The following is a 21383-nucleotide window of genomic DNA, read 5'->3' as shown; positions in this document are numbered from 1 at the left end:
TTATTCCGCCAGTAATTCGATGGCGTTAGTTAACGCCAGCACCAGAGCATCGACGTCTTGCGGCGTATTATAAGGCGCAAATGACGCACGTAACGTTCCGCTGACCCCTAATGCGGCGATCAAGGGTTGGGCGCAGTGCTGGCCCGCGCGGACCGCGATGTTCTGTTCGGCTAACAGGGTGACGATATCGCTGTGGTGGATCCCGGCGATATCAAAGGCCAGCAGGCTGGAGCCGGAACTGCGGAAGCTGCGAAATCCGGGTAACTGCTGCAAACGCTGTTCGGCATTTTGCGCCAGAGCGCGGCTGTATTGCTCGGCGGCGGCCATATCCTGCGTTTCCAGCCAGCTCAACGCGGCACCCAGCCCCAGCACTCCGGCAATATTTGGCGTACCGGCTTCAAAACAGTGCGGCGGTTTTTGTGGCGTAAAGCCGCTGAAAGAAGCCTGCGTCAGCATTTTCCCCCCGCCTTGCCATGGCCCCATTTGGGCCAGCAACGCGGTTTTGCCATACAACGCACCAATGCCAGTTGGGCCATAGAGTTTATGCACTGAGAAGGCGTAGAAATCGATATCGAGCCGCTGAACGTCGGCAGGGCAATGCACAATGCCCTGTGCGCCGTCGATCATCACTACCGCGTTCACCGCATGAGCCAACTCGATAGCCAGCGCGATATCCGGGCAGCCTCCCGTGACGTTGGACATTTGCCCCAAGGCCAGAATGCGGGTTTTCTCGCACAATAGGGTAGGGAGCAGCGTCAAATCTGGCAGGCGATCGGGGCCAAGCGGCAGCTTCACCACTTCGGCACCGGTCTGTTCTGCCACCATCAACCACGGGATCAGGTTGGCATGATGCTCCGCCTCGCTAACCAGGATCTGATCCCCAGGTTGCAGGCGTGGGCGAGCATAGCTCTGCGCGACCAGATTGATGGCTTCCGTGGTGCCACGGGTCCAAACGATATCGTCCGCGCTGGGGGCATTAATCAAGGTGGCAACCTGCTGGCGTGCCTGCTCAAAGCGCTGGGTCAAATCCTGCGCCGCACGATGTTGGCTGCGGTGTACGGTGGCGGCATCTGCGCTATAAAACTGCTGCGTGGCGTCGATCACCGCCTGCGGTTTTAGCGCGGTAGCGGCACTGTCCAGATAAATTCCTGCCTGTTGAAGGGCCGGGAACTGGCTGCGGAACAAGGTAGGCTCAAAAGGCTTCATCGGCTGATTATCAGTGGCTTTGTCAGCCATTGATCCTGTCCTATTTTAGTGTCAGAGACAAGTTATCCCGATCAATTGTCGCCGTTTCCTGGAAATCTGACGAAAGTTTGTTATGCTGAATATTGGCGCGCTAATGAGTTCCTTAAATAACAGAAGTGAGTTTTACAGCATTTTTATCTACAAGGAGTCACAAATGAACAAGACAGCCGCAGTTATCTCTGCCCTGATGCTCACGTTTACCCTGGCAGCCTGCTCAAGCAACTACGTCATGCATACCAGCGATGGACGCACCATTGTTGCCGATGGCAAACCCAAGGTGGATGACGATACCGGGATGATCAGTTACAAAGACGCCAACGGCGTTCAGCAGCAGATTAACCGTGCCGACGTGAAGGAAATGGTTGAAGGTAATCAGTAATTTTCAGATAAAACAGTAAGTTTCAGGCAAAAAAAAGCACCGCGAAGTTGGCGGTGCTGCATAAAATCACTATGGACAGACAGGGTAAATGTACAGGAAGTGAAAAACAGTAGCCTAGCTACCATGTCCGAATTGGCGGACAAATTGCAAACACAACATCACAACCACAAGCCAAAAGTTCATCGGCGTCCTCGACACCCAATCCCTTTTCGTTCCGGCCCAGGAAGTGTCGCCACTATAGGTATTTACTGGCGCATGCTCAACGGACAATTTATAATGGCTCGGATTAAAAAAACTAATGGCAATAGTCCATGCGGATGGGCTAGTGGCGTTATGTATCGTGCAGCCTGATCTCGTTTGCGAAACCCGGCGGCCATTTGTTACATAAATGTAACTAAAGCCGATGAATTGCAGATTGGCCGCTTAGGCGTATCCTTGCGCTCGCGGCATTTGAACATCCCTGTTCGGCACAGCCAGGCGGCGGTAAAGGCGCATTCAGCCGACAACGCCGCAGTTTGCAATACAAAAGGGTTAATTCATGTCTAAACGTCTCCCTCCTCTTAATGCTCTGCGGGTTTTTGACGCGGCAGCCCGCCATTTGAGCTTTACCAAGGCGGCAGAGGAGCTGTTTGTTACCCAGGCCGCAGTCAGCCATCAGATCAAGTCTCTGGAGGATTTCCTGGGGCTGAAACTGTTTCGACGGCGTAACCGTTCGCTGCTGCTGACGGAAGAGGGGCAGAGTTATTACCTGGATATCAAAGAGATCTTCTCTTCGATCAATGAGGCAACACGCAAGCTTCAGGCACGCAGTGCCAAGGGGGCTTTAACCGTCAGCCTGCCGCCCAGTTTCGCCATTCAGTGGCTGGTACCCCGTCTTTCCAGTTTTAACTCAGCTTATCCGGGGATCGATGTGCGTATCCAGGCTATTGACCGCGAAGAAGAAAAGTTGGCGGATGACGTTGATGTGGCGATCTTTTATGGCCGTGGCAACTGGCCGGGAGTACGCACCGAGCGTTTGTATGCGGAATATCTGCTGCCGGTTTGCTCTCCCAGCCTGTTAATGGGCGATCATGCACTGAAAGTGCCGGGCGATCTGGCTTATCATACGCTTCTGCATGATACTTCACGCCGCGACTGGCTGGCATACACCCGCCAACTGGGGTTACAGAATATCAACGTGCAGCAAGGGCCAATCTTTAGCCATAGCGCCATGGTGGTTCAGGCGGCCGTTCACGGCCAGGGGATTGCGCTGGTGAATAACGTGATGGCGCAAACCGAGATTGAAGCCGGTCGGTTGGTCTGCCCGTTTAACGATGTGCTGGTAAGTAAAAACGCTTTTTATCTGGTATGTCATGACAGCCAGGCAGAACTGGGTAAAATAGCCGCCTTTCGCCAATGGATCTTGGCGCGTGCGGCCAGCGAACAGGAGAAGTTCCGCTTTCGCTATGAACAATAGGGCCAGTTGCGGTGACGTTGTGGCTGGTTAATCTCGATTAAGGTGAATAATGATGAGTAGCCGTTCTATGCTGATTTTTGCTGCTATCAGTGGTTTTGTCTACGTTGCTCTGGGCGCGTTTGGTGCGCACGTATTGAGTAGTGCGCTTGGGGTCAATGAAATGGCCTGGATCCGCACCGGGCTTGATTACCAGGGGTTCCATACTCTGGCCATCCTGGGGCTGGCCGTCGCCATGCAGCGTCGGGTCAGCCTGTGGTTTTACTGGAGCGGAGCGCTGTTGGCGCTCGGCACCGTGTTGTTCAGCGGCAGCCTGTACTGTCTGGCGCTGTCTCACCAAAAGGTTTGGGTTTATGTCACGCCAGTGGGCGGGACCTGCTTCCTGATCGGTTGGGCATTGATGTTGATTGGCGCTTTGCGTCTGAGGAAAAAGGCCGAGCGCCATGAATAAGATCGCGTTGTACTGCCGCCAAGGCTTTGAGAAAGAGTGTGCGGCGGAAATCACCGACAAGGCCGCCCAGTTGGAAGTGTTCGGCTTTGCCAGGGTTAAAGACAACAGCGGCTATGTGCTGTTTGAATGCTATCAGCCGGACGATGCCGATCGTCTGGCGAAAGAAATTCCGTTCCGTGAGCTGATCTTTGCCCGCCAGATGTTGGTGGTGGGAGAACTGCTGCGTGATTTGCCGCCGGAAGATCGGGTTTCACCGATTGTCGGCATGCTGATGGGCGTGGTCGATCGCGGCGGTGAATTACGGGTAGAAGTGCCGGATACCAACGAAAGCAAAGAGCTGCTGAAGTTCTGCCGCAAGCTGACTGTGCCGCTGCGCGGCGCATTGCGTGAGCAGAAAGTGCTGATGGCGCGTGAGAATCCCTCTCGTCCAGTGGTTCACGTGTTCTTTATCGCGCCGGGCTGTTGCTACGTGGGGTATTCCTACAGCAACAACAACTCCCCGTTCTATATGGGGATCCCACGGCTGAAGTTCCCGTCCGATGCACCAAGCCGTTCTACGCTGAAACTGGAAGAGGCTTTCCACGTTTTCATTCCGGCAGACGAATGGGACGAGCGTTTAGGTAGCGGGATGTTTGCGGTCGATCTGGGGGCTTGCCCTGGCGGCTGGACCTATCAGTTGGTCAAACGCAGCATGATGGTGCATTCGGTGGACAACGGCCCGATGGCCCAGAGCCTGATGGATACCGGGCAGGTGACCCATCATCGTGTCGACGGCTTCCGCTTTGAACCGACCACCAGCAAAAACTACTGGGTGGTGTGCGATATGGTGGAGAAACCGGCAAAAGTGACCAGCTTGATGATCCAATGGTTGCTCAAAGGCTGGTGCCGTGAGGCGATCTTTAACCTGAAGCTGCCGATGAAGAAGCGCTACGAAGAGGTGGCGCAGAACCTGCAAAGTATCCACGAAGCCTTGGCCAACGAGGGGATTAGCGCAGAGATCCACGCCAAGCAGCTGTACCACGATCGTGAAGAGATCACCGTACACGTGCGCCGCATGTGGTCGGCTATTCCCGGCCGCCGCGACGAGCGCGAGTAAGGCATATGGGCGTTGCTACTGGCAGCGCCCTTACTTTGTTGGCAAACGTAACTGTTGCAGATTGCCATCCAGCGTCAGATCGGTACGTAGGGTGGCGACCTGCTTGCTGATATAGGCCAGCTCGCGGTGCTCTAACAGCTTGCCCTGCCACTTCTCCGGCACCTGCTCCAGGTGTTGATACAGACCATCCAGGCTGCCCATCTGTTGTAGCAGCAATACTGCCGTTTTTGGCCCGATACCGGCAACGCCTGGGATCTTGCTGCTACCAATCCCTGCCAACCCCCAATAATCTGTGAGCTGTTGCGGTAACACGCCAAACTCTTGCTGCACAAACGGCATATCCAACCAGCGTTTCTGGAAGTAGTCACGGATCTGTACGCTGGGTGCCAGTAGTTGGCAGTAGCCTTTGTCGGTGGAGACAATCGTCACTTGGTGGCCGCCAGCGGCAATTTTGGCCGTCAGAGTCGCAGCCAGATCGTCCGCCTCATTGCCTGCGGAATGCCAACTGGCCACCCCAAGCTCGGCAAACGCTTCGCGCAGCTGCGGCATTTCCTGATGCAGGTTTTCCGGCATTGGCGAGCGTCCGGCTTTGTAATCGGGCAGAATTTGATGGCGCCAGCTCTCGCTACGGTCGTCTTCGTCGAACACCGCCACGGCATGGGTGGGCTGGCTGTGTTGAATCAACTGCTGAAGCGCATGCTTGCAAGCGTTGACGCAAGGGGAGCCCTGCACTGCATGAATGCGGCGGATTAGGTTCAGAGCATCGACAATCAGTAAATGTATAGGCATAGGCAAGGCAACAACGTCAGAAAAGAAGGGCGGCTATGACGCCACCCAGAGGTGATGATCAGGCTACAATCTCGTAGCAAGGTACGTAGGCGGTTCCCGGCAGTTTCATACGGTGCTGGGCGACAAAACCTTGCAACAGGCTGTCCATCTGCTTCATCATCAACGGATCGCCATGCAGCTTGTAAGGGCCGAACTGTTCGATGGCATGAATGCCGTTCTCCTTCACGTTACCCGCCACGATCCCTGAGAACGCACGGCGCAGAGCCGCAGCCAACTGTTCCGCCGGTTGATTAGGGTACAGGTTGAGATTGGCCATGTTTTCATGGCTTGGCTCGAAGGGGAGCTGCAGGTCCGGTGCAATACGGATCGACCAGTTAAAGCTGTAGGCATCCCCGGTATTACGGCGGTTTTCTTTCACCAGTGGCATGGCCTTTTTCATCTGACGGGCCACTTCGGCCGGATTGTCGATGATGATGGTGTAGTGACGACGGGCTTTCTCGCCCAGCGTTTTCATGATGAATTCGTCCAGCACGCGGAAATAATCTGCGCTTTCTTTCGGCCCGGTGAGGATCAGCGGCAATACCTGTTCGCTGTTTTCCGGGTTCATCAGAATGCCCAACAGATACAGTAGTTCTTCCGCAGTGCCGACCCCGCCAGGGAAAATGATGATGCCGTGCGCGATACGCACAAAGGCTTCCAGACGTTTTTCGATATCTGGCATGATCACCAGTTCGTTAACCAGCGGATTCGGCGGCTCGGCGGCAATGATGGAGGGCTCGGTCATACCGATAAAGCGGCTGTTGTGGTAACGCTGCTGCGCATGACCGACGGCGGCCCCTTTCATTGGAGCTTCCATTGCCCCTGGCCCACAGCCGGTACAGATATTCAGCTCGCGCAGACCCAGCTGGCTACCGACCTTACGGGCATACAGATATTCGTTTTCATTGATCGAGTGACCACCCCAGCACACCACCAGGTTCGGATCTTCGTCGAGGTGTAGCGTACGTGCATTACGCAGGATGGAGAACACCAGATTGGTGATATGAACAGAGTCTTCCGAATTCAGGTGTTGGAAACGTTCGGCGCTGTCAATTTGGCCGTGGACAAACAGAATATCGCGTAGCACCGCAAACAGGTTGGCTTGTAGTGAACGAATAATGCGACCGTCAACGAAAGCCTCTTCTGGCGGGTTCACCAGCTCGAGTTTTACGCCGCGTTCACGGCGCAGCACGTTGATATCAAAGTTTTCATAACGCGATAGCAACTGTTTGCTGTTGTCGGTCTGGCTGCCGGAGTTTAATACCGCCAGGGAGCAGTTGCGGAACAAACGGTACAGGTCGCTGCTGGCGGTACGCTTCAGCATGTCAACTTCCAGCTGTGACAACAAGTCCATAGCGCCCAGTGGGCTGATATGTGTAATCAAGGTAACTCCTTTGCGCCCATAAATAGGGCGATAATAATCCTTACCTGCCTCTGCGCACTGCGGTAAGAATTTTGTATTGCCTACTGGAATGCCTGAGCAAAAAGCGGGCACTCTTGATTTAACCTTACCGCCGTCTCCGGATTTTTACCAATACAAACCGCCTGTTAGCTCAGTTGTTGAGCATTATTGGCGAGCCAGACGGCCATGCGCCGGTTCGAACGCCACATTGCTACGCCAAGGGTTGATATCCAGACCCCCGCGCCGGGTATAGCGGGCATAAACGCTCAATTGTTGCGGCTGGCAGAAACGCAGCAGATCGTTAAAGATCCGCTCAACGCACTGTTCATGGAATTCGTTGTGATGGCGGAACGAAACCAGATAGCGCAGCAGGGCTTCACGGTTGATCTGCGGGCCACGATAGCGGATTTGCACCGATCCCCAATCGGGCTGGTTGGTGATCAGACAGTTGGACTTCAGCAGATGGCTGACCAGCGTTTCCTCTACGACTTGGCTACCGGCGGCGCCTTCTAGGTAGCCTGTATCGAACTCGTAGTTATCAATGCTGATGTCTTGGTGGTCAAGGCATTCGCCCTCCAACCGGGCGATAAGGCTGCCTTCAAGCCGATCTACGCTGAACAGGCTCACGCTGACATCCCCTTGCGCGCAGGCGGCGAGATCGCGTTGAAGCGTAGAACGTACCGCTTCCCAGTCCGGGAAGTGGGTCTGGTTAAAGCTGTTGAGATAGAGCTTGAAGCTTTTGGACTCAATCAGGTTGATGCTGTTGGCATTCAGGCTGATTTCTCCCACCGCAACCTGTGGCAGCCCCTTGGCATTGAGCCAGGAAAGTTCATACAGCGTCCAGATATCGGCCCCGTGGAACGGCAGGCTATCGGGATAAAGCCCCAGCGGTTCCCGGTTCATACTGCGAGGAACCGCTTGTAACAGTGAGGCATCGTAGCAGTCACGGTATGCGGTTGGTTTGCCCAGCGTCAGTGCCGCCAGAGCCTGATGATCTTGATAGGAGGACATGAGCTGTCACCTTGGTGTGAGATAGGTACAATAGGCACCAGTTTACCGTATGCGAGAAAAAATATGGACCATGATGTATCGCACGCCCTGCGTGAATTTACCCAGCGCTATGTCGACGCTTGGCAACAGCAGTACGGCCATGCCCCGGCTAGCCAGGAACTGTACGGTGTGGCTTCCCCCTGTATTGTCGAAAATCGCGATGATACGGTGCTGTGGCTGCCGCAGCCGTTTACGCCAGCGGCCAGCCTGGAAAAGGTGGAGCAGGCGCTGGAACTGCAACTACAGCCGGATATCCACACCTTCTACACCCAACACTATGCCGGGGATATGAGTGCACAGTTTGGCGAGCATCCGTTGACGCTATTGCAGGTCTGGAGTGAAGACGACTTTATTCGCCTGCAGGAGAATCTGATTGGGCATCTGGTGACGCAAAAACGCCTTAAGCTCTCGCCTACGTTGTTCCTGGCGACCACAGAATCGGAAATGACGGTGGTGTCGCTGTGTAATGTCAGCGGCAACGTGCTGCTTGAGCAATTTGGCAGCAAAAAACGCACGCTATTAGCTGCCTGTTTGGGGGATTTTCTCAATGCTTTACGCCCCAGAGTTGATTAATCGGCTAATTTGCCTTTAGTGCGTGTGCGAGATCTCTTACAAAAGCTGTGAGAGATCGCTTTTAATTTTTTACTTTAGTTGGTGTTTTTTCGATAATTAATCTTATATATCAATTTGTTATATGTTTATGCTGATGTGGGCTAAGTCAAATTTACTGTAATCCATCCTACTTGCCCTTGTTAACGGAAAGGAAATAAGCGATCTTATGTCTACCGGAAGGAAGCCGGATGGAGCAGGAAAGCGTCAGGATGATGCAGCTTCAGGAAGAAGAAAGGGATTGGTATCAGGATGATACACAGGATGTTTCAGGATTGAAACCAAGGACACCTCCAGGACGGAGATAGAGAGCCAGCACAGGATTGTTGGTGGGTCAGGAAGGCCGAGGAACCGCGTCAGGATGATGCTAGAGGATTTTGCGAAGGATTGTTTTGGTCAGGATGGCCGAAAGGAAAAGTTTTCAGGGATTGAGCAGGGAGCACACTTGTAGCGGGATTAGCTATAAAACGAACCGGGGGCACTGTTAACGCAGTGCCCCCAACTTTTTGTCTGGAGCAAAGGCCAGACAGCAAATCCTGCCTGGCTTCCCCCTCAAGGTTTACCCGATTGCCCCCAATGTATCGCCCGTGCTTTGTTTTTTCGGCAGCAGGAACAACGTGGCGAAAATATCCAACAGGTAGATTGCAGCCAGCAGGCTGATCGCTGCGGTAAAGGAAACCTGAGTGACCAGCGCACCGATCACCAATGGCCCCAGCCCACCGACGCCGCGGCCCAGGTTGAACAGGATATTCTGCGCTGTAGCACGAGCCTGTACCGGGTAGGTGTCAGAAATCAGCGCGCCGTAGCCGCCAATCATCCCGTTAACGAACACCCCCATCAGTGCACCCGCAAACAGCATCAGCGTGGGATCGGTGAGTTGCGCATAGCTTATGACCATCACCACGGCTCCAACCTGGTAAATGACAAAGATGATCCAACGGGGAAAGCGGTCGGCCAATATCCCGAACAGCCAGATACCGAAGGTCATGCCGAGCACCGTGACTCCCGTCCAGACGCCGGATTTGGTCAGCGAGAAGCCAAAGTTTTTGGCCAGATAGGTCGGCATCCAGATCATCAGCCCGTAATAGCCAAAGTTCTGCACCGAGCAGAGGATAAAGATCCCCAGGCTGGCCTTGCTGGTGGCGCGATCTTTAAATAGCAGCTTTAATCGTTGAGTAAAGGAGAGTTGCTGTTCACTGGTTTTTTGCTGCGTAAACTCTTTGGGTTCGCCCATGGTTCGGCGAATAAGGAAGGAAACCAGCGCCGGCAGCAGGCCCACCAGGAACATGCCACGCCAGCCGATATAAGGTAACAACAGCGGGGTGAGGAAGGCTGCGGCAAGCACGCCGAGCTGCCAACCCATGCCCACATAGGCTGAGGCACGGTTACGTTTCTCAGCGGGCCAGGCTTCGGCGATCAACGCCATGCCAATACCGAATTCGCCGCCTAGACCAATCCCGGCCAGGGTGCGATAGGCAAGCAAGTCCCAGTAACCGACGGCAACGGCGCACAGGCCGGTAAACAGCGAAAACATCAGGATAGTGATGGTCAACACGCGGATGCGGCCAAAACGGTCGCTGAGATGGCCGAAGATCACGCCGCCAATCACTGCGCCGATCAATGTCCAGGTCACCAGCGAACCGGCTTGTGATGAGGTGAGACCCAGTTCAGTAGTGATCACCGGCAGCATAAAGCCGAGTATCAACAGATCGAAGCCGTCCATAGCATAACCGGTAACCGAAGCCAGCATGGCTTTACCGGGCGTAGCGTGATTTTTATTGAGTGATGTTGCGGGCATGTCTTTTATCATGTGTGATTGTTGGGTGCGCGTATTGTGCCGTGCCAGGCGTGGCGCCACCAGATAAAATTGGGTGCTTTGGGCTTAAATGTTATGCTTTGCGGCTTGCAGCCGTAGGCTGATTAACATGCTTAAATTGTTCGGGAATGTCGATGAGTATATCCAACCAGGTTCGCCACAATTTACAGGCGATTGAACAGTCCATGCGCGATCTGACGCTGTGGCAGTTGACGCCGCCGGAAGCCGAGGCTTTTGCCAGCACGGAACCTTTTTGCATCGACAGCATGCAGGCCGAAGAGTGGTTGCAGTGGGTACTGTTGCCAAGGATGCATGCGCTGCTCGATGCCAATGCGCCACTACCAACGCGTTTTGCCATCACCCCCTATTTTGAAGAAGCGCTAAAAGATAAACAGCCGAACTGCCTGCCGTTGCTGTTGCTGCTACAGCAGCTGGATTCACTGCTCAATATCGAGCTGTAATCGCGCTGTATGTTCGACCGTAGGGTGCGCCGCATGCTGCGCCCGCTTAGCCTGTCTGTCGTGAACTCGTTGCGTTTGATCAGCAATTTCCGATTTATGCGTGGTAATGCGCAATTCACGCGGTATGGCTAAAATAGAGTTTCCACCGCCGTGTGGAACTAGTAGATAATGTGCGCATTATCGCGAGTTACCAAGGAGGGTTTCTCATGCTCAAACAAAATATATTCGGTTGGTCGGGGATCGCGCTAGGCGGCCTGGCGCTGTTATTGGCTATGGTGCATTTCTATGCCGGGCCATTTGCCCCTCAGCAGACGTTGGAAAGCCTCGTGGCGGGCAAAGCGGTGGCCATCAAAGAATCACTGTTGGCCTCATTGGCTGGCCATCAAATCCCTGAAAAGGTCTCGCGGCCTCATTATGATGTCGATCGAATATTGAAGATCGTCACTGCCGTATTGGCGGTGGGTGCCGTGGTCCTGGGCGCTATTGCTGGGGCGTGTAAGGAAAACCCGCGCGCGGTTTCTGCTGCGGTAATGCTCGGTATTGGCACGCTGGCTTTTCAAATTGCCATGTTTGCTTTTGGCGTGGTCATGGCTATTTTTCTTGTTTTTTTGGTGTTGTCACTGATTTTTGGAGTGGGTGCAGTCTGTTAGCTGCCTCGGTTCCGGCGTCGGGAATGTTGTCTCTCTGGGTGTCTTTCAAGGAATAAAAAGGTGCTGCAATCATGGATTTGCTGAAGTTTATCCTCCGTTTGCCTTTTACGTTGATCAAAGGTCTGTTCCGCCTGTTGGCCCTGATTTTTGGCCTGTTGGGGCGGCTGTTCAAGCCGGTGGTGGGCAACCTGAACTGGAATGCACCTGCCTGGTGGGCAGCGGTATCCGGCGGGGTGAAGCGCGGCTTCCTGCGGCTGGAAGGTGGGGTGGACACCTATCCCAAAGCCATTAGCCTGTCGTTGCTGGTGCTGTTGTGCGCCGCGGGTGGCGCCTTCTACGGATGGCACTGGTGGCTGAATCGGCCACAGCCGATTGAACCGGCACCGATGGTGTACCAGGAAACCAGCGTGCGAGTATCCGATCCTGAGCCGGTTAACTTTGCCGTGCAGAAATCTGCGCCGCAGCAGGTCACCCTCACCTTTAGAAACTCCGTGGCACCCTTGACCGATGTCGGCAAGGCCGTAGAAAAAGGCATCTCCATCAGCCCGGCACTTGAAGGGCAGTGGAAGTGGAATAATGCCTGGACCCTGGTCCTCACGCCGAAAAGCCCTTTGCCGATGGGCAGCAAATATGAGGTTAAGCTTGAGCCTGCCGTGTTGCTGGCCCCGCAGATTAAACTCGCCAACACCAACTACAGCTTTAGTGCCCCGGCTTTTGACTATCAACTTGGGCAAGCCGAGTATTATCAGGACCCACAAGATCCGCAAAAGCGCAGCGCTATCTTCAACGTCAAATTCAATGCGCCAGTAGACGTGGCCAGCTTTGAAAAGCAGATTGCCATGGGGTTGATCGAAGCCAACGCCAAATCTGAAAAGAAACTCAATTTCTCCGTGGTCTTTGACGCCAAGAAACTGAACGCCTGGGTGCATTCTGAACCGCTGAAAGCGCTGGATCACGGTGGTAAAGTGCATCTGGTGCTGGGCAAGGGCATCAAGTCGGTGGTATCTGCCAATGAGATCGCTCAATCGAAAGACAGCTGGGTATCGGTGCCAACCCTGTATAGCCTCACGGTGAAGGATGCCAGTGCTCAGGTGGTCGATAGCGATGGCACTAAAGGCCAGCGTGCGCTGATTGTCGCTTTCAGCGATGCGATCAAAGACAAAGATGCCGGGCGTGCAGTCAAGGCCTGGTTATTGCCGCAGCATAACCCTAACGACTCTGAAGCCAGTAACGAACCGGACGATTTTTATCAGTGGGGCGGGACCGAGAGCATCGAAAACAGCGTGATGGCCCAGTCTACGCCACTGACGCTGACCCTGAATGAAGCGGAAGAGACCTATCAACCGCAGTTCAGCTTCAAGTTTGACGCACCGGCTCACCGCTTTATGCTGCTGGAAATCACCAACCTGATGACTTCTTCGGGCGGCTATAAAATGCCGGAGAAGGTCTACCGCATCGTCGAAGTCCCGGACTTCCCGAAAACCTTGCAGTTTATGTCACAGGGTTCTCTGCTGTCGGTGAATGGTGACAAGCAAATCAGCGTGGCGGCGCGTAACGTGCCCGGCCTGCGTCTGGATATCAAGCGGGTGATCCCAAGCCAGCTGCAACATATCGTCTCATTCAAAAGCAGCGAATACTCTTCGGCCCAGTTCAACCAGCTTAACGATGAATATTTTACCGAACACTTTAAGTATCAAACGGTAATCAATAACGATCGGCCGGGTGAAGTGAGCTACAAGGGCATCGATCTCTCACGTTACCTCTCCACCAACACGGATTCCCATCGCGGCGTGTTCCTGCTGACGCTGTCAGAATGGCAGCCGGAAAAGAAAAAGACGCAGGCCACAGAGGATGAAGGCGATCAGGGCGAGCAGGAAGGGGATGATTCACCAAGCGTGGGAGATTCGCGCTTTGTTGTCGTGACCGATCTGGGGATTATTGCCAAACGTTCGCAGGATAAAACGCGCGATGTGTTTGTCCAATCTATCCACAGCGGTGCGCCAGTCGGTAACGCCAAAGTCTCGGTGATCGCCAAAAACGGCGTGACGCTGCTTAGCCAGGTGACTGATGCCAATGGGCACGTGCGTTTCCCTGCGCTGGACGTGTATACCAACGAACGCCAGCCGGTGATGTTCCTGGTGGAAAAAGAAGGCGATGTCTCCTTCTTGCCGACCACCCGCTACAACGATCGCGGGCTGGATTTCTCCCGCTTTGATATTGAAGGCGAAGAAACTCCGATCGATCCACGTACCCTGAGCAGTTACCTGTTCTCCGATCGTGGCGTGTACCGTCCGGGCGATACCTTCAATATTGGTCTGATTACCCGTGCGGCCGATTGGGGCGTAGCCCTGGCTGGCGTACCGGTGCGTGCCGAAATCCGCGATCCGCGCGACAAACTGATGACGACGGTGCCGCTGACTCTCGGTGGCAGTGGTTTCAATGAATTGAGTTACACCACCGATGAGAACGCGCCAACGGGCGAGTGGAACGTCTACCTGTATCTGATTGGCAAAAATAACGACACATCCACCTTGCTCGGCCATACCGCCGTCAACGTGAAAGAGTTTGAGCCAGACCAACTGAAGGTCAAGCTGGAGTTGACGCCGAACCGGCAGCAAGGGTGGGTAAAACCTTCTGAGCTGCAGGCGAACATCGATGTGCAGAACCTGTTTGGCACACCGGCCCAGGATCGCAGAGTTACCTCGAAGCTGACGCTGCGGCCGATGTACCCAAGCTTTGATCGCTTCCCGGATTACGCCTTCTTTGAAAACCGCCAGAATAGCGACGGTTTTGAAACGGAACTGGAAGACCGCACCACCAACGAGCAGGGCGTGGCGAATATCCCGCTGAATCTGAAGTCCTATGCGGATGCCACCTATCAGCTGCAACTGTTGTCGGAAGCCTTTGTGGCCGGCGGTGGGCGTTCCGTTGCCGCCACCGCTCGGGTGCTGGTGTCGCCGTATGACTATCTGGTGGGGGTGAAGCCAGACGGTGATTTAGGCTATATCAACCGGGGTTCGGCGCGTCATCTGAACGTGATTGCCGTCGATCCGTCCCTGAAACAGATCCCGCTCGCCGATCTGAAGCAGGTGTTGATCGAGCAGAAATACATCTCGGTGCTGACCAAGCAGGATTCTGGCGTTTATAAATACCAGTCGAAAATGAAAGAGGTGCAGCTGTCCGAGCAGCCGTTGGCGCTGAGCGAGCAGGGCACCGATCTGACCTTGGCGACCGAAACCCCGGGTGACTTCGTTCTGGTGATCGAAGATGCGCAGGGCAAGGTGCTCAACCGTATCGCCTATAGCGTGGCGGGCAACGCCAACCTCAGCCGTTCGCTGGATCGCAATGCCGAACTGAAGCTGAAACTGAACCAGGCGGAATATCAGCCGGGTGAAGAAATAGAAGTGGCGATCAACGCGCCTTATACCGGCAGCGGTTTGATCACCATTGAAAAAGACCGTGTCTATGCCTGGCAGTGGTTCCACACCGATACCACCAGCTCGGTGCAGAAAATCCGGGTTCCGGCCGGGATGGAAGGCAACGGGTATATCAACGTGCAGTTTGTGCGCGACGTGAACTCCAGCGAGATCTTTATGAGCCCGCTGAGCTATGGCGTCATGCCGTTTAAAATCAGCACCAAAGCCCGGCAAAACGGCCTGGAAATAGTAACACCTGAGGTAATTAAGCCGGGTGAAAACCTGACGATGACGGTGAAAACCGATGGTCCTCAGCAGGTGGCACTGTTTGCCGTAGATGAGGGGATCTTGCAGGTAGCGCGTTACCGCCTGAAAGATCCGCTGGAGTACTTCTTCCGTAAGCGTGAACTGAGCGTAGAAAGCTCGCAGATCCTCGATCTGATCCTGCCGGAATTCAGCAAGCTGATGGCGCTTTCGGCGGCACCAGGCGGTGATGCGGGGGAAGGGCTGGATCTCAACCTGAACCCGTTCAAACGCAAGCGTGACAAGCCGGTGGCCTATTGGTCTGGCATTACCGAAGTCAACGGCGAGAAGCAGTTTACCTATCCGGTGCCGGATTACTTCAACGGCAAGATCCGTGTGATGGCCATTTCGGTGACGCCAAGCAAAATCGGCAAGGCTCAAACCTCCGCGACGGTACGTGACAACTTCATCATGACGCCGAACGTGCCTTACATGGTGGCTCCGGGGGATGAGTTTGATGTTAGCGTAGGGGTTAGCAATAACCTCGAAGGGTTGAACGGTAAACCTGTGGCGATCGCCGTGCAGTTGACTCCACCGCCGCAGTTGGAAGTGGTGGGTAAGGCCGAGCAAAGCCTGTCATTGGCAGAGAAGCGTGAAGGCGTGATCAACTTCCGCTTACGTGCCAAGGCGGTACTGGGTGATGCTCCGCTGGTATTTGAGGCACGTTATGGTGATAAAACCAGCCGCCGTACCATTAGCACCTCGGTACGTCCGGCAATGCCTTACCGCACCCAGACGGTGATGGGCCGGATGAGTGGCAGCAGCCAGAATATTGATAATCTGCGGCAGATGTTTGATGCCTATGCGCAGCGTAGCGCGGCGGTATCCCACTCGCCGTTGGTGCTGACCAACGGTCTGGCGCAGTATCTGGCAGATTATCCGTATTACTGTTCTGAGCAGATCGTCAGCCGTTCTATTCCGCTGATCATGCAAAGCCAGCATCCGGAAATGAAAAGCAGCCTGAGCCAGGCCGAAGTCAGCAAACAGCTGAAAAACCTGCTCGGCGTACTGCGTTCCCGCCAGAACGACAGCGGGGCCATTGGTGCCTGGCGTTCATCGCCGGAAACCGATCCTTTCGTCACGCCATACGTGGTGCAATACCTGCTGGAAGCCAAAGCGGCGGGCTATGCCTTGCCGGTAGGGATGCTGGAAGATGCCAACGGCGCGCTGCGTGAGCTGGCAGCCAACCGTTATGATGATATGTATCATCTGCGTCTGCGTACCTGGGCGGTCTACCTGCTGACCTTGCAGGGCGAAATTACCACCAACTCGCTGGCCTCGGTGCAGGATACGTTGCAGAAACTGTATCCAGACAGCTGGAAAACCGATTTGAGCGCCCTGTATCTGGCATCGTCTTACCGTCTGCTGAAAATGGACGATGAGGCCAATGCCTTGCTGCAGCCTAGCTGGAAGCAACTGAGCAAAGCCTATGACAAAGGCTGGTGGACGCAGAATTACTTCGATCCGCTGGTGCAGGACGCAACGCGTCTGTACCTGATCGCTCGCCACTTCCCGGAGAAGGTTTCTTCCATCCCTCCGCAGGTGCTGGAGAACATGGTCAAGGCGTTGAAAGAAGAGCGCTACACCACTTACTCTTCGGCGATGAGTATCCTGGCGCTGGAAAGCTACTCGGCTCAGGTGGCGGCGCAGGCCAATGCCACAGATTCGCTGACGATTGCGCAGCTCGGCAAGCAAGGTAACGTCGATCCGCAGGTGATTTCAGAGATGATAGGGCTGTTTGCCAAAGGCCAGTTTACGGCTGAGGCCAAAGCCATCCGCTTTACCAACAGTGCCGACGCTCCGGCCTGGTATGTGGTCACTCAGGCCGGTTACGATCTGGCTGCTCCACAGAAAGCCATTGCTCGCGGTTTGGAAATTACCCGTGATTACACCGATGAACAGGGTAAACCTGTCACTCAGGTGACGCTGGGGCAGAAGATCAACGTTCATCTGAAAATCCGCGCCAATTCGAAAGAAGGGCAGAGCAACCTGGCGATTGTCGATCTGCTGCCTGGTGGATTTGAAGTGGTGCAGCAAACGGCACCAGAGCCAGAATCGACCGGCGAAGACGGAGAAGCCAGCGAGAATACGGACGCCGGGTGGCAGTCGCCACTGGCTGCCTCGGGCTCCACTTGGGCACCTGATTACAGCGATATCCGCGAAGACCGGGTGATTATCTATGGTAGCGCCAGCACCGACGTGCAGGAGTTTGTCTACCAGATTAAAGCGACCAACACCGGTAGCTTTGTGATCCCTCCGGCTTATGGTGAAGCCATGTACGATCGTGAAGTGCAGGCCATGTCGGCCAGCAGCGGTAAACTGGTGGTTGTACCGGCGGAAAGTCAATAAGCCATCACGATGCCCCGCAGCGTTGGGCTGCGGGGTTCGTGGGTACCGAGACTCCATGAAAATCCTTCCTGCATCTGCTGTGGCAAAACGCTGGCTGCAAAATATCTTGATGGCGGTATTTCTGCTGGCGCTGGGCCTGGTAGGGGCGCGGCTGTGGCCGCATCCTCCGCTTTCGCAGGGCGTGCCCTTTTCCACGGTTTATTACGATCGCTACGGGACGCTGATGCGCCTCACGTTGGCCAATGACGATCGCTATCGCCTATGGACGCCGTTGGAAAAGATCTCGCCGCTGGCGGTGCAGGGTATTTTGCTGCATGAAGATCGCTGGTTCTATTACAACCCCGGATTTAACCCCGTCAGCCTGCTGCGTGGTTTTTGGCGCAGCTACGTAGCCGGTGGCAAAATGCAGGGCGGTTCGACCATCACCATGCAGCTGGCGCGCATGCATTGGCATCTAAATACCCGCACACCTGGCGGCAAACTGATGCAGGTACTGCGGGCCGTTCAGTTGGAACTCAGCTACTCCAAGCACGATATTCTGGAAGCCTATTTCAATTACGCCCCCTATGGCCGCAATATTGAAAGCATCGGTGCGGCCAGCCTGATCTATTTTGCCAAGGCACCGCAGGATCTGACCTTGCCGGAGGCGCTGACGCTCTCGGTGTTGCCACAGTCCCCCAGCTATCGCATCGATCCTAAAACCGGCGTGTTGGGGCAAGCTCTGACGCAGGCCCGTAACCGCCTGTTTCAACGCTGGCAGAGCGTATATAGCACCGACAGCAGCCAGCGAGCCTTGTTTCAACTCCCTTTGGCACTGCGCCAGCCAGAGCGGATGCCGTACATTGCTCCACACTTTATCGAACAGTTACGCCAACAGACCCAGCAGTTAGTGCAGCTGGATACCCGTGTGGATACTACGTTGGATGCCGGGCTACAGCGGTTGATCGAAAGGCAGGTGAATGCGTTTATCGTCCGCAACCAGAGCCGGGGGATCCATAATGCCTCGGTGCTGTTGGTGGACAGCCGTGATATGGGGATAAGGGCGTTAGTGGGCTCTGCTGATTATTACAACCGCGAGATCCAGGGGCAGGTTAACGGGACCAATGCCAAACGCTCACCTGGCTCGACCCTCAAGCCCTTTATTTATGCCTTGGGGATGGAGCAAGGGGTGCTGCATCCGATGACCATCCTGAAGGACGTGCCCTCGTCCTTTGGCGCCTATGCGCCAGAAAACTTTGACCGACGTTTCCTCGGGCCGGTAACGGCGACAGACGCGCTGAACTTCAGCCGTAATATTCCTGCGGTGTATGTGGCTTCGCAGCTACGGCAGCCGACGTTTTATCAGTTTTTAAGCCTGTCCGGCATCGCCAATCTGGCCAGTGAGAATCATTATGGGCTGTCGTTGGTGTTGGGCGGGGGGGAAATCACTGCCCAGGAACTGGCGAAGCTGTATGCGCTGTTGGCTAACCGGGGCGTATTACGTCCATTGAGGATGCAAAAGAATGACGCCTATCCACCACCGATCCGTTTGCTCAGTGAAGAAGCCAGCTTTACTACGCTGGATATGCTGCGCCAGCATCGTCGGCCAGGTGACACTTTGGCACAACGTTCGTCATCCCTGCCGGTCTATTGGAAAACCGGGACTTCCTGGGGCTTCCGCGACGCTTGGAGCGTCGGGATTTTTGGGCCTTACGTACTGGTGGTGTGGGAAGGGAATTTCGACAGCAGAGGCAACAACGTGTTTGTGGGGGCCGATGCGGCAGCTCCGCTATTTTTCAATATTATCGACAGCATTAACGCCAGCTATCCGGCCTTGCAGGAGCCGAAACACCCCTTCCCGAAACAGTTGAAGCGGGTGGATATCTGCCTGGCCAGCGGTAACTTACCAACTCAGTGGTGCCAGCAGAAAGGCAAAACCTGGTTTATCCCCGGCAAGTCGCCGATCAAGGTCGATACCGTCTATCGTCCGGTGGTGCTGGATATTCACAGCGGTGAGGTGGCCTGCCCGCCATATGATGAAACGCAAACCCGCACCGAGGTATTTGAGTTCTGGCCTTCCGATTTGGCTAACGTGTTTGCGCAGGCTGGATTACCCAAACGGGCTCCGCCGCTAAACCATTGCAAGGATAATGCGGTGGCGATCGGTGGCAGCCCGCCGCGCATTACCTCGCCGCTGAAAAATACCACCTATACCTTGCGGCAATCGCAGCAGGGGCGTGACAAAATTTCCTTCAATGCGGTGACGGACGCGGACAGTAAAACGGTGTATTGGTTTGTCGATGATATTTATCTTGGCAGCAGCGCCAGTAAAACCGCCATCGATTGGCGGCCGGTGAACAATGGTCAGTATCGCATCCGGGCGGTGGACGATCATGGCCGGGCCGATAGCCGCCTGATCACCATTGAGCTGGTGAACTAAGGTGCCCCCTAACTCTCTCCTTTAGTGAGAGGGCACCGTTTGAGTGTGTTTGAAATGGTAGTGCCTCACCTTGGTGTAGGGGGGCTCTAGCTTGCTGAGATTACCTTTTACCTCCAAAAGAGCAGGGCCTACCAGCTCCCTATTCCTGCGAAAGAGGTGTGGGGAGAGGGGGCGTAAATGCCCGCTTTCTGCGCCATCGTCTGCAAATGACCAAAAACATTACCAACGCGTAAGCCGTTATGCTCATACTCGTTGGTGATCCACGGCGTCAAATTACCCACCTGTTGCGCCGTCGCCAGCGAGAGCTTCAAATCGACATACATATCGCTGAAATAAATGGCGGCGAATACCGGTACCCGATTGTCGAGCAGGCGATCGCTGTTATACAGCGGTGACCACACGCGGCGATCGGCCAGCAGCTTGGCGGGTTCATTGAAGGGGCGCAGAGCGGCGATCTCGGTGAACATCCAGGGATAGATCATTTCCCCGGTCAGGTAAAGCGGGCGCCGATCCTCGGCGAAAGCATCGAAGTTGCCCCGTTGCCGCTCGGCGGCCCAGTTGGTAGCCTTATCCTGCGCGTAAATACTTTCATGCAGCGCGGCAAACAGCGGATTCTCCGCGTAGCTGGTCAACGCCATCACCTGCGACAGGAAGGTATCGCTGAATTCACCGTCTGGGTTGAAGGCTTCGTCAAACAGCCAAAGTAGCCGCTCGTAACCTTCACTCATGCCAAGATCGATCCCCAGGCTTTGCAGACGGCGTACGGTCAGCCGGTCGCCATCGGGCAACAACACCTCTTCCTGCTCCAGCTTGTCGGCAATCTGGCCAAGCAGCGGCTCCAGATGTGGGTAACGCTGATAGAAGATGCGATTTTTGGCGATCACCTGCGGATAGGTATGAGCGTAGACTTCATCGGCATCGGGCTGCAGGCTTGCCAGGCCGCCGGTCATAAAGCAGCAGTGTAGGCCTTCCGGAGCCTGAGAAAGATAGGTCAGCGTGATAAAGCCGCCATAGCTTTGCCCAAGCGTGCTCCACGGGCGATCGCCAAAGCAGTTTTTACGCAGATATTCGGCATCGCTCACTATCGAGTCGGCGCGGAAGCAGGCCAGGTAATCTGCTGCCTGGTGGGCGGTTAGCCCGGCCAGACTTTTACCTTCAATGCGGCTGCTGCGCCCGGTGCCACGCTGATCGAGCAGGATCACCCGATAACTTTTGAGGGCTTCGGCAATCCAACTGCTGCGTGCCGTAGGGCGTGGGCTTTTCCCTCCAGGGCCACCTTGTAAAAACAGCAGGCAAGGGAGTTGCTCATCACGGCGTAACGGGTCAACCAGCTCACGGGCAAAGATCTCAATGGTGCGGGTATCCTTGCTATCGAACCAATTCAGCGGGACTTGGACCAGGTGTTCACGTACCCAGATCGCTGGCAACAAATATTCTCGTTCAACGCTCATGTTTT

The 21383-nt window shown here is 55.0% G+C and carries 15 protein-coding genes; 9 read left to right on the top strand and 6 right to left on the bottom strand.

What is annotated here, in order from left to right; genetic code table 11:
• Positions 1 to 1206: a cysteine desulfurase CsdA gene (csdA, locus tag N6G83_RS38600; protein ID WP_260524142.1), complete on the bottom strand. Its 1206-nt coding sequence runs from the start codon at positions 1204 to 1206 to the stop codon at positions 1 to 3.
• Positions 1207 to 1399: 193 nt separating this feature from the next.
• On the opposite strand from csdA, the gene N6G83_RS38595 reads away from it, so the two are divergent.
• From N6G83_RS38595 to rlmM, 4 genes are all read left to right on the top strand, one after another.
• A complete protein-coding gene (locus N6G83_RS38595) occupies positions 1400 to 1624 on the top strand; it encodes a YgdI/YgdR family lipoprotein (protein WP_024529487.1) in 225 nt (74 codons plus the stop codon).
• A gap of 538 nt (positions 1625 to 2162) precedes the next feature.
• Positions 2163 to 3080 carry a transcriptional regulator GcvA gene (locus N6G83_RS38590; RefSeq protein WP_211134362.1) on the top strand — a complete coding sequence of 306 codons (918 nt, stop codon included), beginning with the start codon at positions 2163 to 2165 and terminating at the stop codon, positions 3078 to 3080.
• A 52-nt stretch (positions 3081 to 3132) separates the two neighbouring features.
• Positions 3133 to 3528, top strand: a complete 396-nt coding sequence (locus N6G83_RS38585; RefSeq protein WP_024484299.1) for a DUF423 domain-containing protein — start codon at positions 3133 to 3135, stop codon at positions 3526 to 3528.
• Positions 3521 to 4624: a 23S rRNA (cytidine(2498)-2'-O)-methyltransferase RlmM gene (rlmM, locus tag N6G83_RS38580; protein WP_024529488.1), complete on the top strand. Its 1104-nt coding sequence runs from the start codon at positions 3521 to 3523 to the stop codon at positions 4622 to 4624. The genes N6G83_RS38585 and rlmM overlap by 8 nt, the downstream gene beginning before the upstream one ends.
• 30 nt (positions 4625 to 4654) lie before the next feature.
• On the opposite strand, the gene xni is transcribed toward rlmM, so the two are convergent.
• The 3 genes from xni to queF all read right to left on the bottom strand — a co-directional run bounded on the left by xni (position 4655) and on the right by queF (position 7865).
• Positions 4655 to 5413, bottom strand: coding sequence for a flap endonuclease Xni (gene xni / locus N6G83_RS38575; protein WP_199061441.1), 759 nt, complete (start codon positions 5411 to 5413; stop codon positions 4655 to 4657).
• A 58-nt stretch (positions 5414 to 5471) separates the two neighbouring features.
• A complete protein-coding gene (gene ppnN, locus N6G83_RS38570; RefSeq protein ID WP_024529490.1) occupies positions 5472 to 6836 on the bottom strand; it encodes a nucleotide 5'-monophosphate nucleosidase PpnN in 1365 nt (454 codons plus the stop codon).
• 183 nt (positions 6837 to 7019) lie between these two features.
• Positions 7020 to 7865: an NADPH-dependent 7-cyano-7-deazaguanine reductase QueF gene (gene queF, locus N6G83_RS38565; protein WP_024529491.1), complete on the bottom strand. Its 846-nt coding sequence runs from the start codon at positions 7863 to 7865 to the stop codon at positions 7020 to 7022.
• 63 nt (positions 7866 to 7928) lie between these two features.
• Here queF and syd point away from each other — a divergent pair, with 63 nt between their 5' ends.
• On the top strand, positions 7929 to 8477 hold the full coding sequence (gene syd, locus N6G83_RS38560) for a SecY-interacting protein (RefSeq protein WP_211134363.1): 549 nt from the start codon (positions 7929 to 7931) through the stop codon (positions 8475 to 8477).
• 595 nt (positions 8478 to 9072) lie between these two features.
• Here syd and N6G83_RS38555 read toward each other — a convergent pair.
• Positions 9073 to 10311 (bottom strand): MFS transporter, encoded by a 1239-nt coding sequence (locus N6G83_RS38555; RefSeq protein ID WP_211134364.1) that lies wholly within the window; start codon positions 10309 to 10311, stop codon positions 9073 to 9075.
• Between the two features lie 152 nt (positions 10312 to 10463).
• Between N6G83_RS38555 and N6G83_RS38550 the strand changes: the two genes are divergently transcribed.
• The 4 genes from N6G83_RS38550 (at position 10464) to pbpC (ending at position 19927) form a co-directional block, all read left to right on the top strand.
• Positions 10464 to 10790 carry a YqcC family protein gene (locus tag N6G83_RS38550; protein WP_024529494.1) on the top strand — a complete coding sequence of 109 codons (327 nt, stop codon included), beginning with the start codon at positions 10464 to 10466 and terminating at the stop codon, positions 10788 to 10790.
• Positions 10791 to 10996: 206 nt separating this feature from the next.
• Positions 10997 to 11440, top strand: a complete 444-nt coding sequence (locus tag N6G83_RS38545; RefSeq protein WP_211134365.1) for a hypothetical protein — start codon at positions 10997 to 10999, stop codon at positions 11438 to 11440.
• 71 nt (positions 11441 to 11511) lie between these two features.
• Positions 11512 to 17508, top strand: coding sequence for an alpha-2-macroglobulin family protein (locus N6G83_RS38540; RefSeq protein ID WP_211134366.1), 5997 nt, complete (start codon positions 11512 to 11514; stop codon positions 17506 to 17508).
• A gap of 55 nt (positions 17509 to 17563) precedes the next feature.
• On the top strand, positions 17564 to 19927 hold the full coding sequence (gene pbpC / locus N6G83_RS38535) for a penicillin-binding protein 1C (RefSeq protein WP_211134367.1): 2364 nt from the start codon (positions 17564 to 17566) through the stop codon (positions 19925 to 19927).
• A 128-nt stretch (positions 19928 to 20055) separates the two neighbouring features.
• Here the strand turns inward: pbpC and N6G83_RS38530 are convergent, their stop codons facing one another.
• Complete coding sequence (locus N6G83_RS38530; protein WP_024529498.1) at positions 20056 to 21378, bottom strand: alpha/beta fold hydrolase; 1323 nt, start codon at positions 21376 to 21378, stop codon at positions 20056 to 20058.
• Positions 21379 to 21383: the final 5 nt, after the last annotated feature.

The organism is Serratia sp. PL7, from assembly GCF_945957435.1.
The sequence above is the reverse complement of the archived record's forward strand: the minus strand, read 5'-3'. Positions and strand labels throughout refer to the sequence as shown.

Coding starts and splice junctions, on each gene's coding strand:
- csdA (WP_260524142.1), bottom strand. CDS start 1,206: ATGAAGCCTTTTGAGCCTACCTTGTTCCGCAGCCAGTTCCCGGCCCTT.
- N6G83_RS38595 (WP_024529487.1), top strand. CDS start 1,400: ATGAACAAGACAGCCGCAGTTATCTCTGCCCTGATGCTCACGTTTACC.
- N6G83_RS38590 (WP_211134362.1), top strand. CDS start 2,163: ATGTCTAAACGTCTCCCTCCTCTTAATGCTCTGCGGGTTTTTGACGCG.
- N6G83_RS38585 (WP_024484299.1), top strand. CDS start 3,133: ATGAGTAGCCGTTCTATGCTGATTTTTGCTGCTATCAGTGGTTTTGTC.
- rlmM (WP_024529488.1), top strand. CDS start 3,521: ATGAATAAGATCGCGTTGTACTGCCGCCAAGGCTTTGAGAAAGAGTGT.
- xni (WP_199061441.1), bottom strand. CDS start 5,413: ATGCCTATACATTTACTGATTGTCGATGCTCTGAACCTAATCCGCCGC.
- queF (WP_024529491.1), bottom strand. CDS start 7,865: ATGTCCTCCTATCAAGATCATCAGGCTCTGGCGGCACTGACGCTGGGC.
- syd (WP_211134363.1), top strand. CDS start 7,929: ATGGACCATGATGTATCGCACGCCCTGCGTGAATTTACCCAGCGCTAT.
- N6G83_RS38555 (WP_211134364.1), bottom strand. CDS start 10,311: ATGCCCGCAACATCACTCAATAAAAATCACGCTACGCCCGGTAAAGCC.
- N6G83_RS38550 (WP_024529494.1), top strand. CDS start 10,464: ATGAGTATATCCAACCAGGTTCGCCACAATTTACAGGCGATTGAACAG.
- N6G83_RS38545 (WP_211134365.1), top strand. CDS start 10,997: ATGCTCAAACAAAATATATTCGGTTGGTCGGGGATCGCGCTAGGCGGC.
- N6G83_RS38540 (WP_211134366.1), top strand. CDS start 11,512: ATGGATTTGCTGAAGTTTATCCTCCGTTTGCCTTTTACGTTGATCAAA.
- pbpC (WP_211134367.1), top strand. CDS start 17,564: ATGAAAATCCTTCCTGCATCTGCTGTGGCAAAACGCTGGCTGCAAAAT.
- N6G83_RS38530 (WP_024529498.1), bottom strand. CDS start 21,378: ATGAGCGTTGAACGAGAATATTTGTTGCCAGCGATCTGGGTACGTGAA.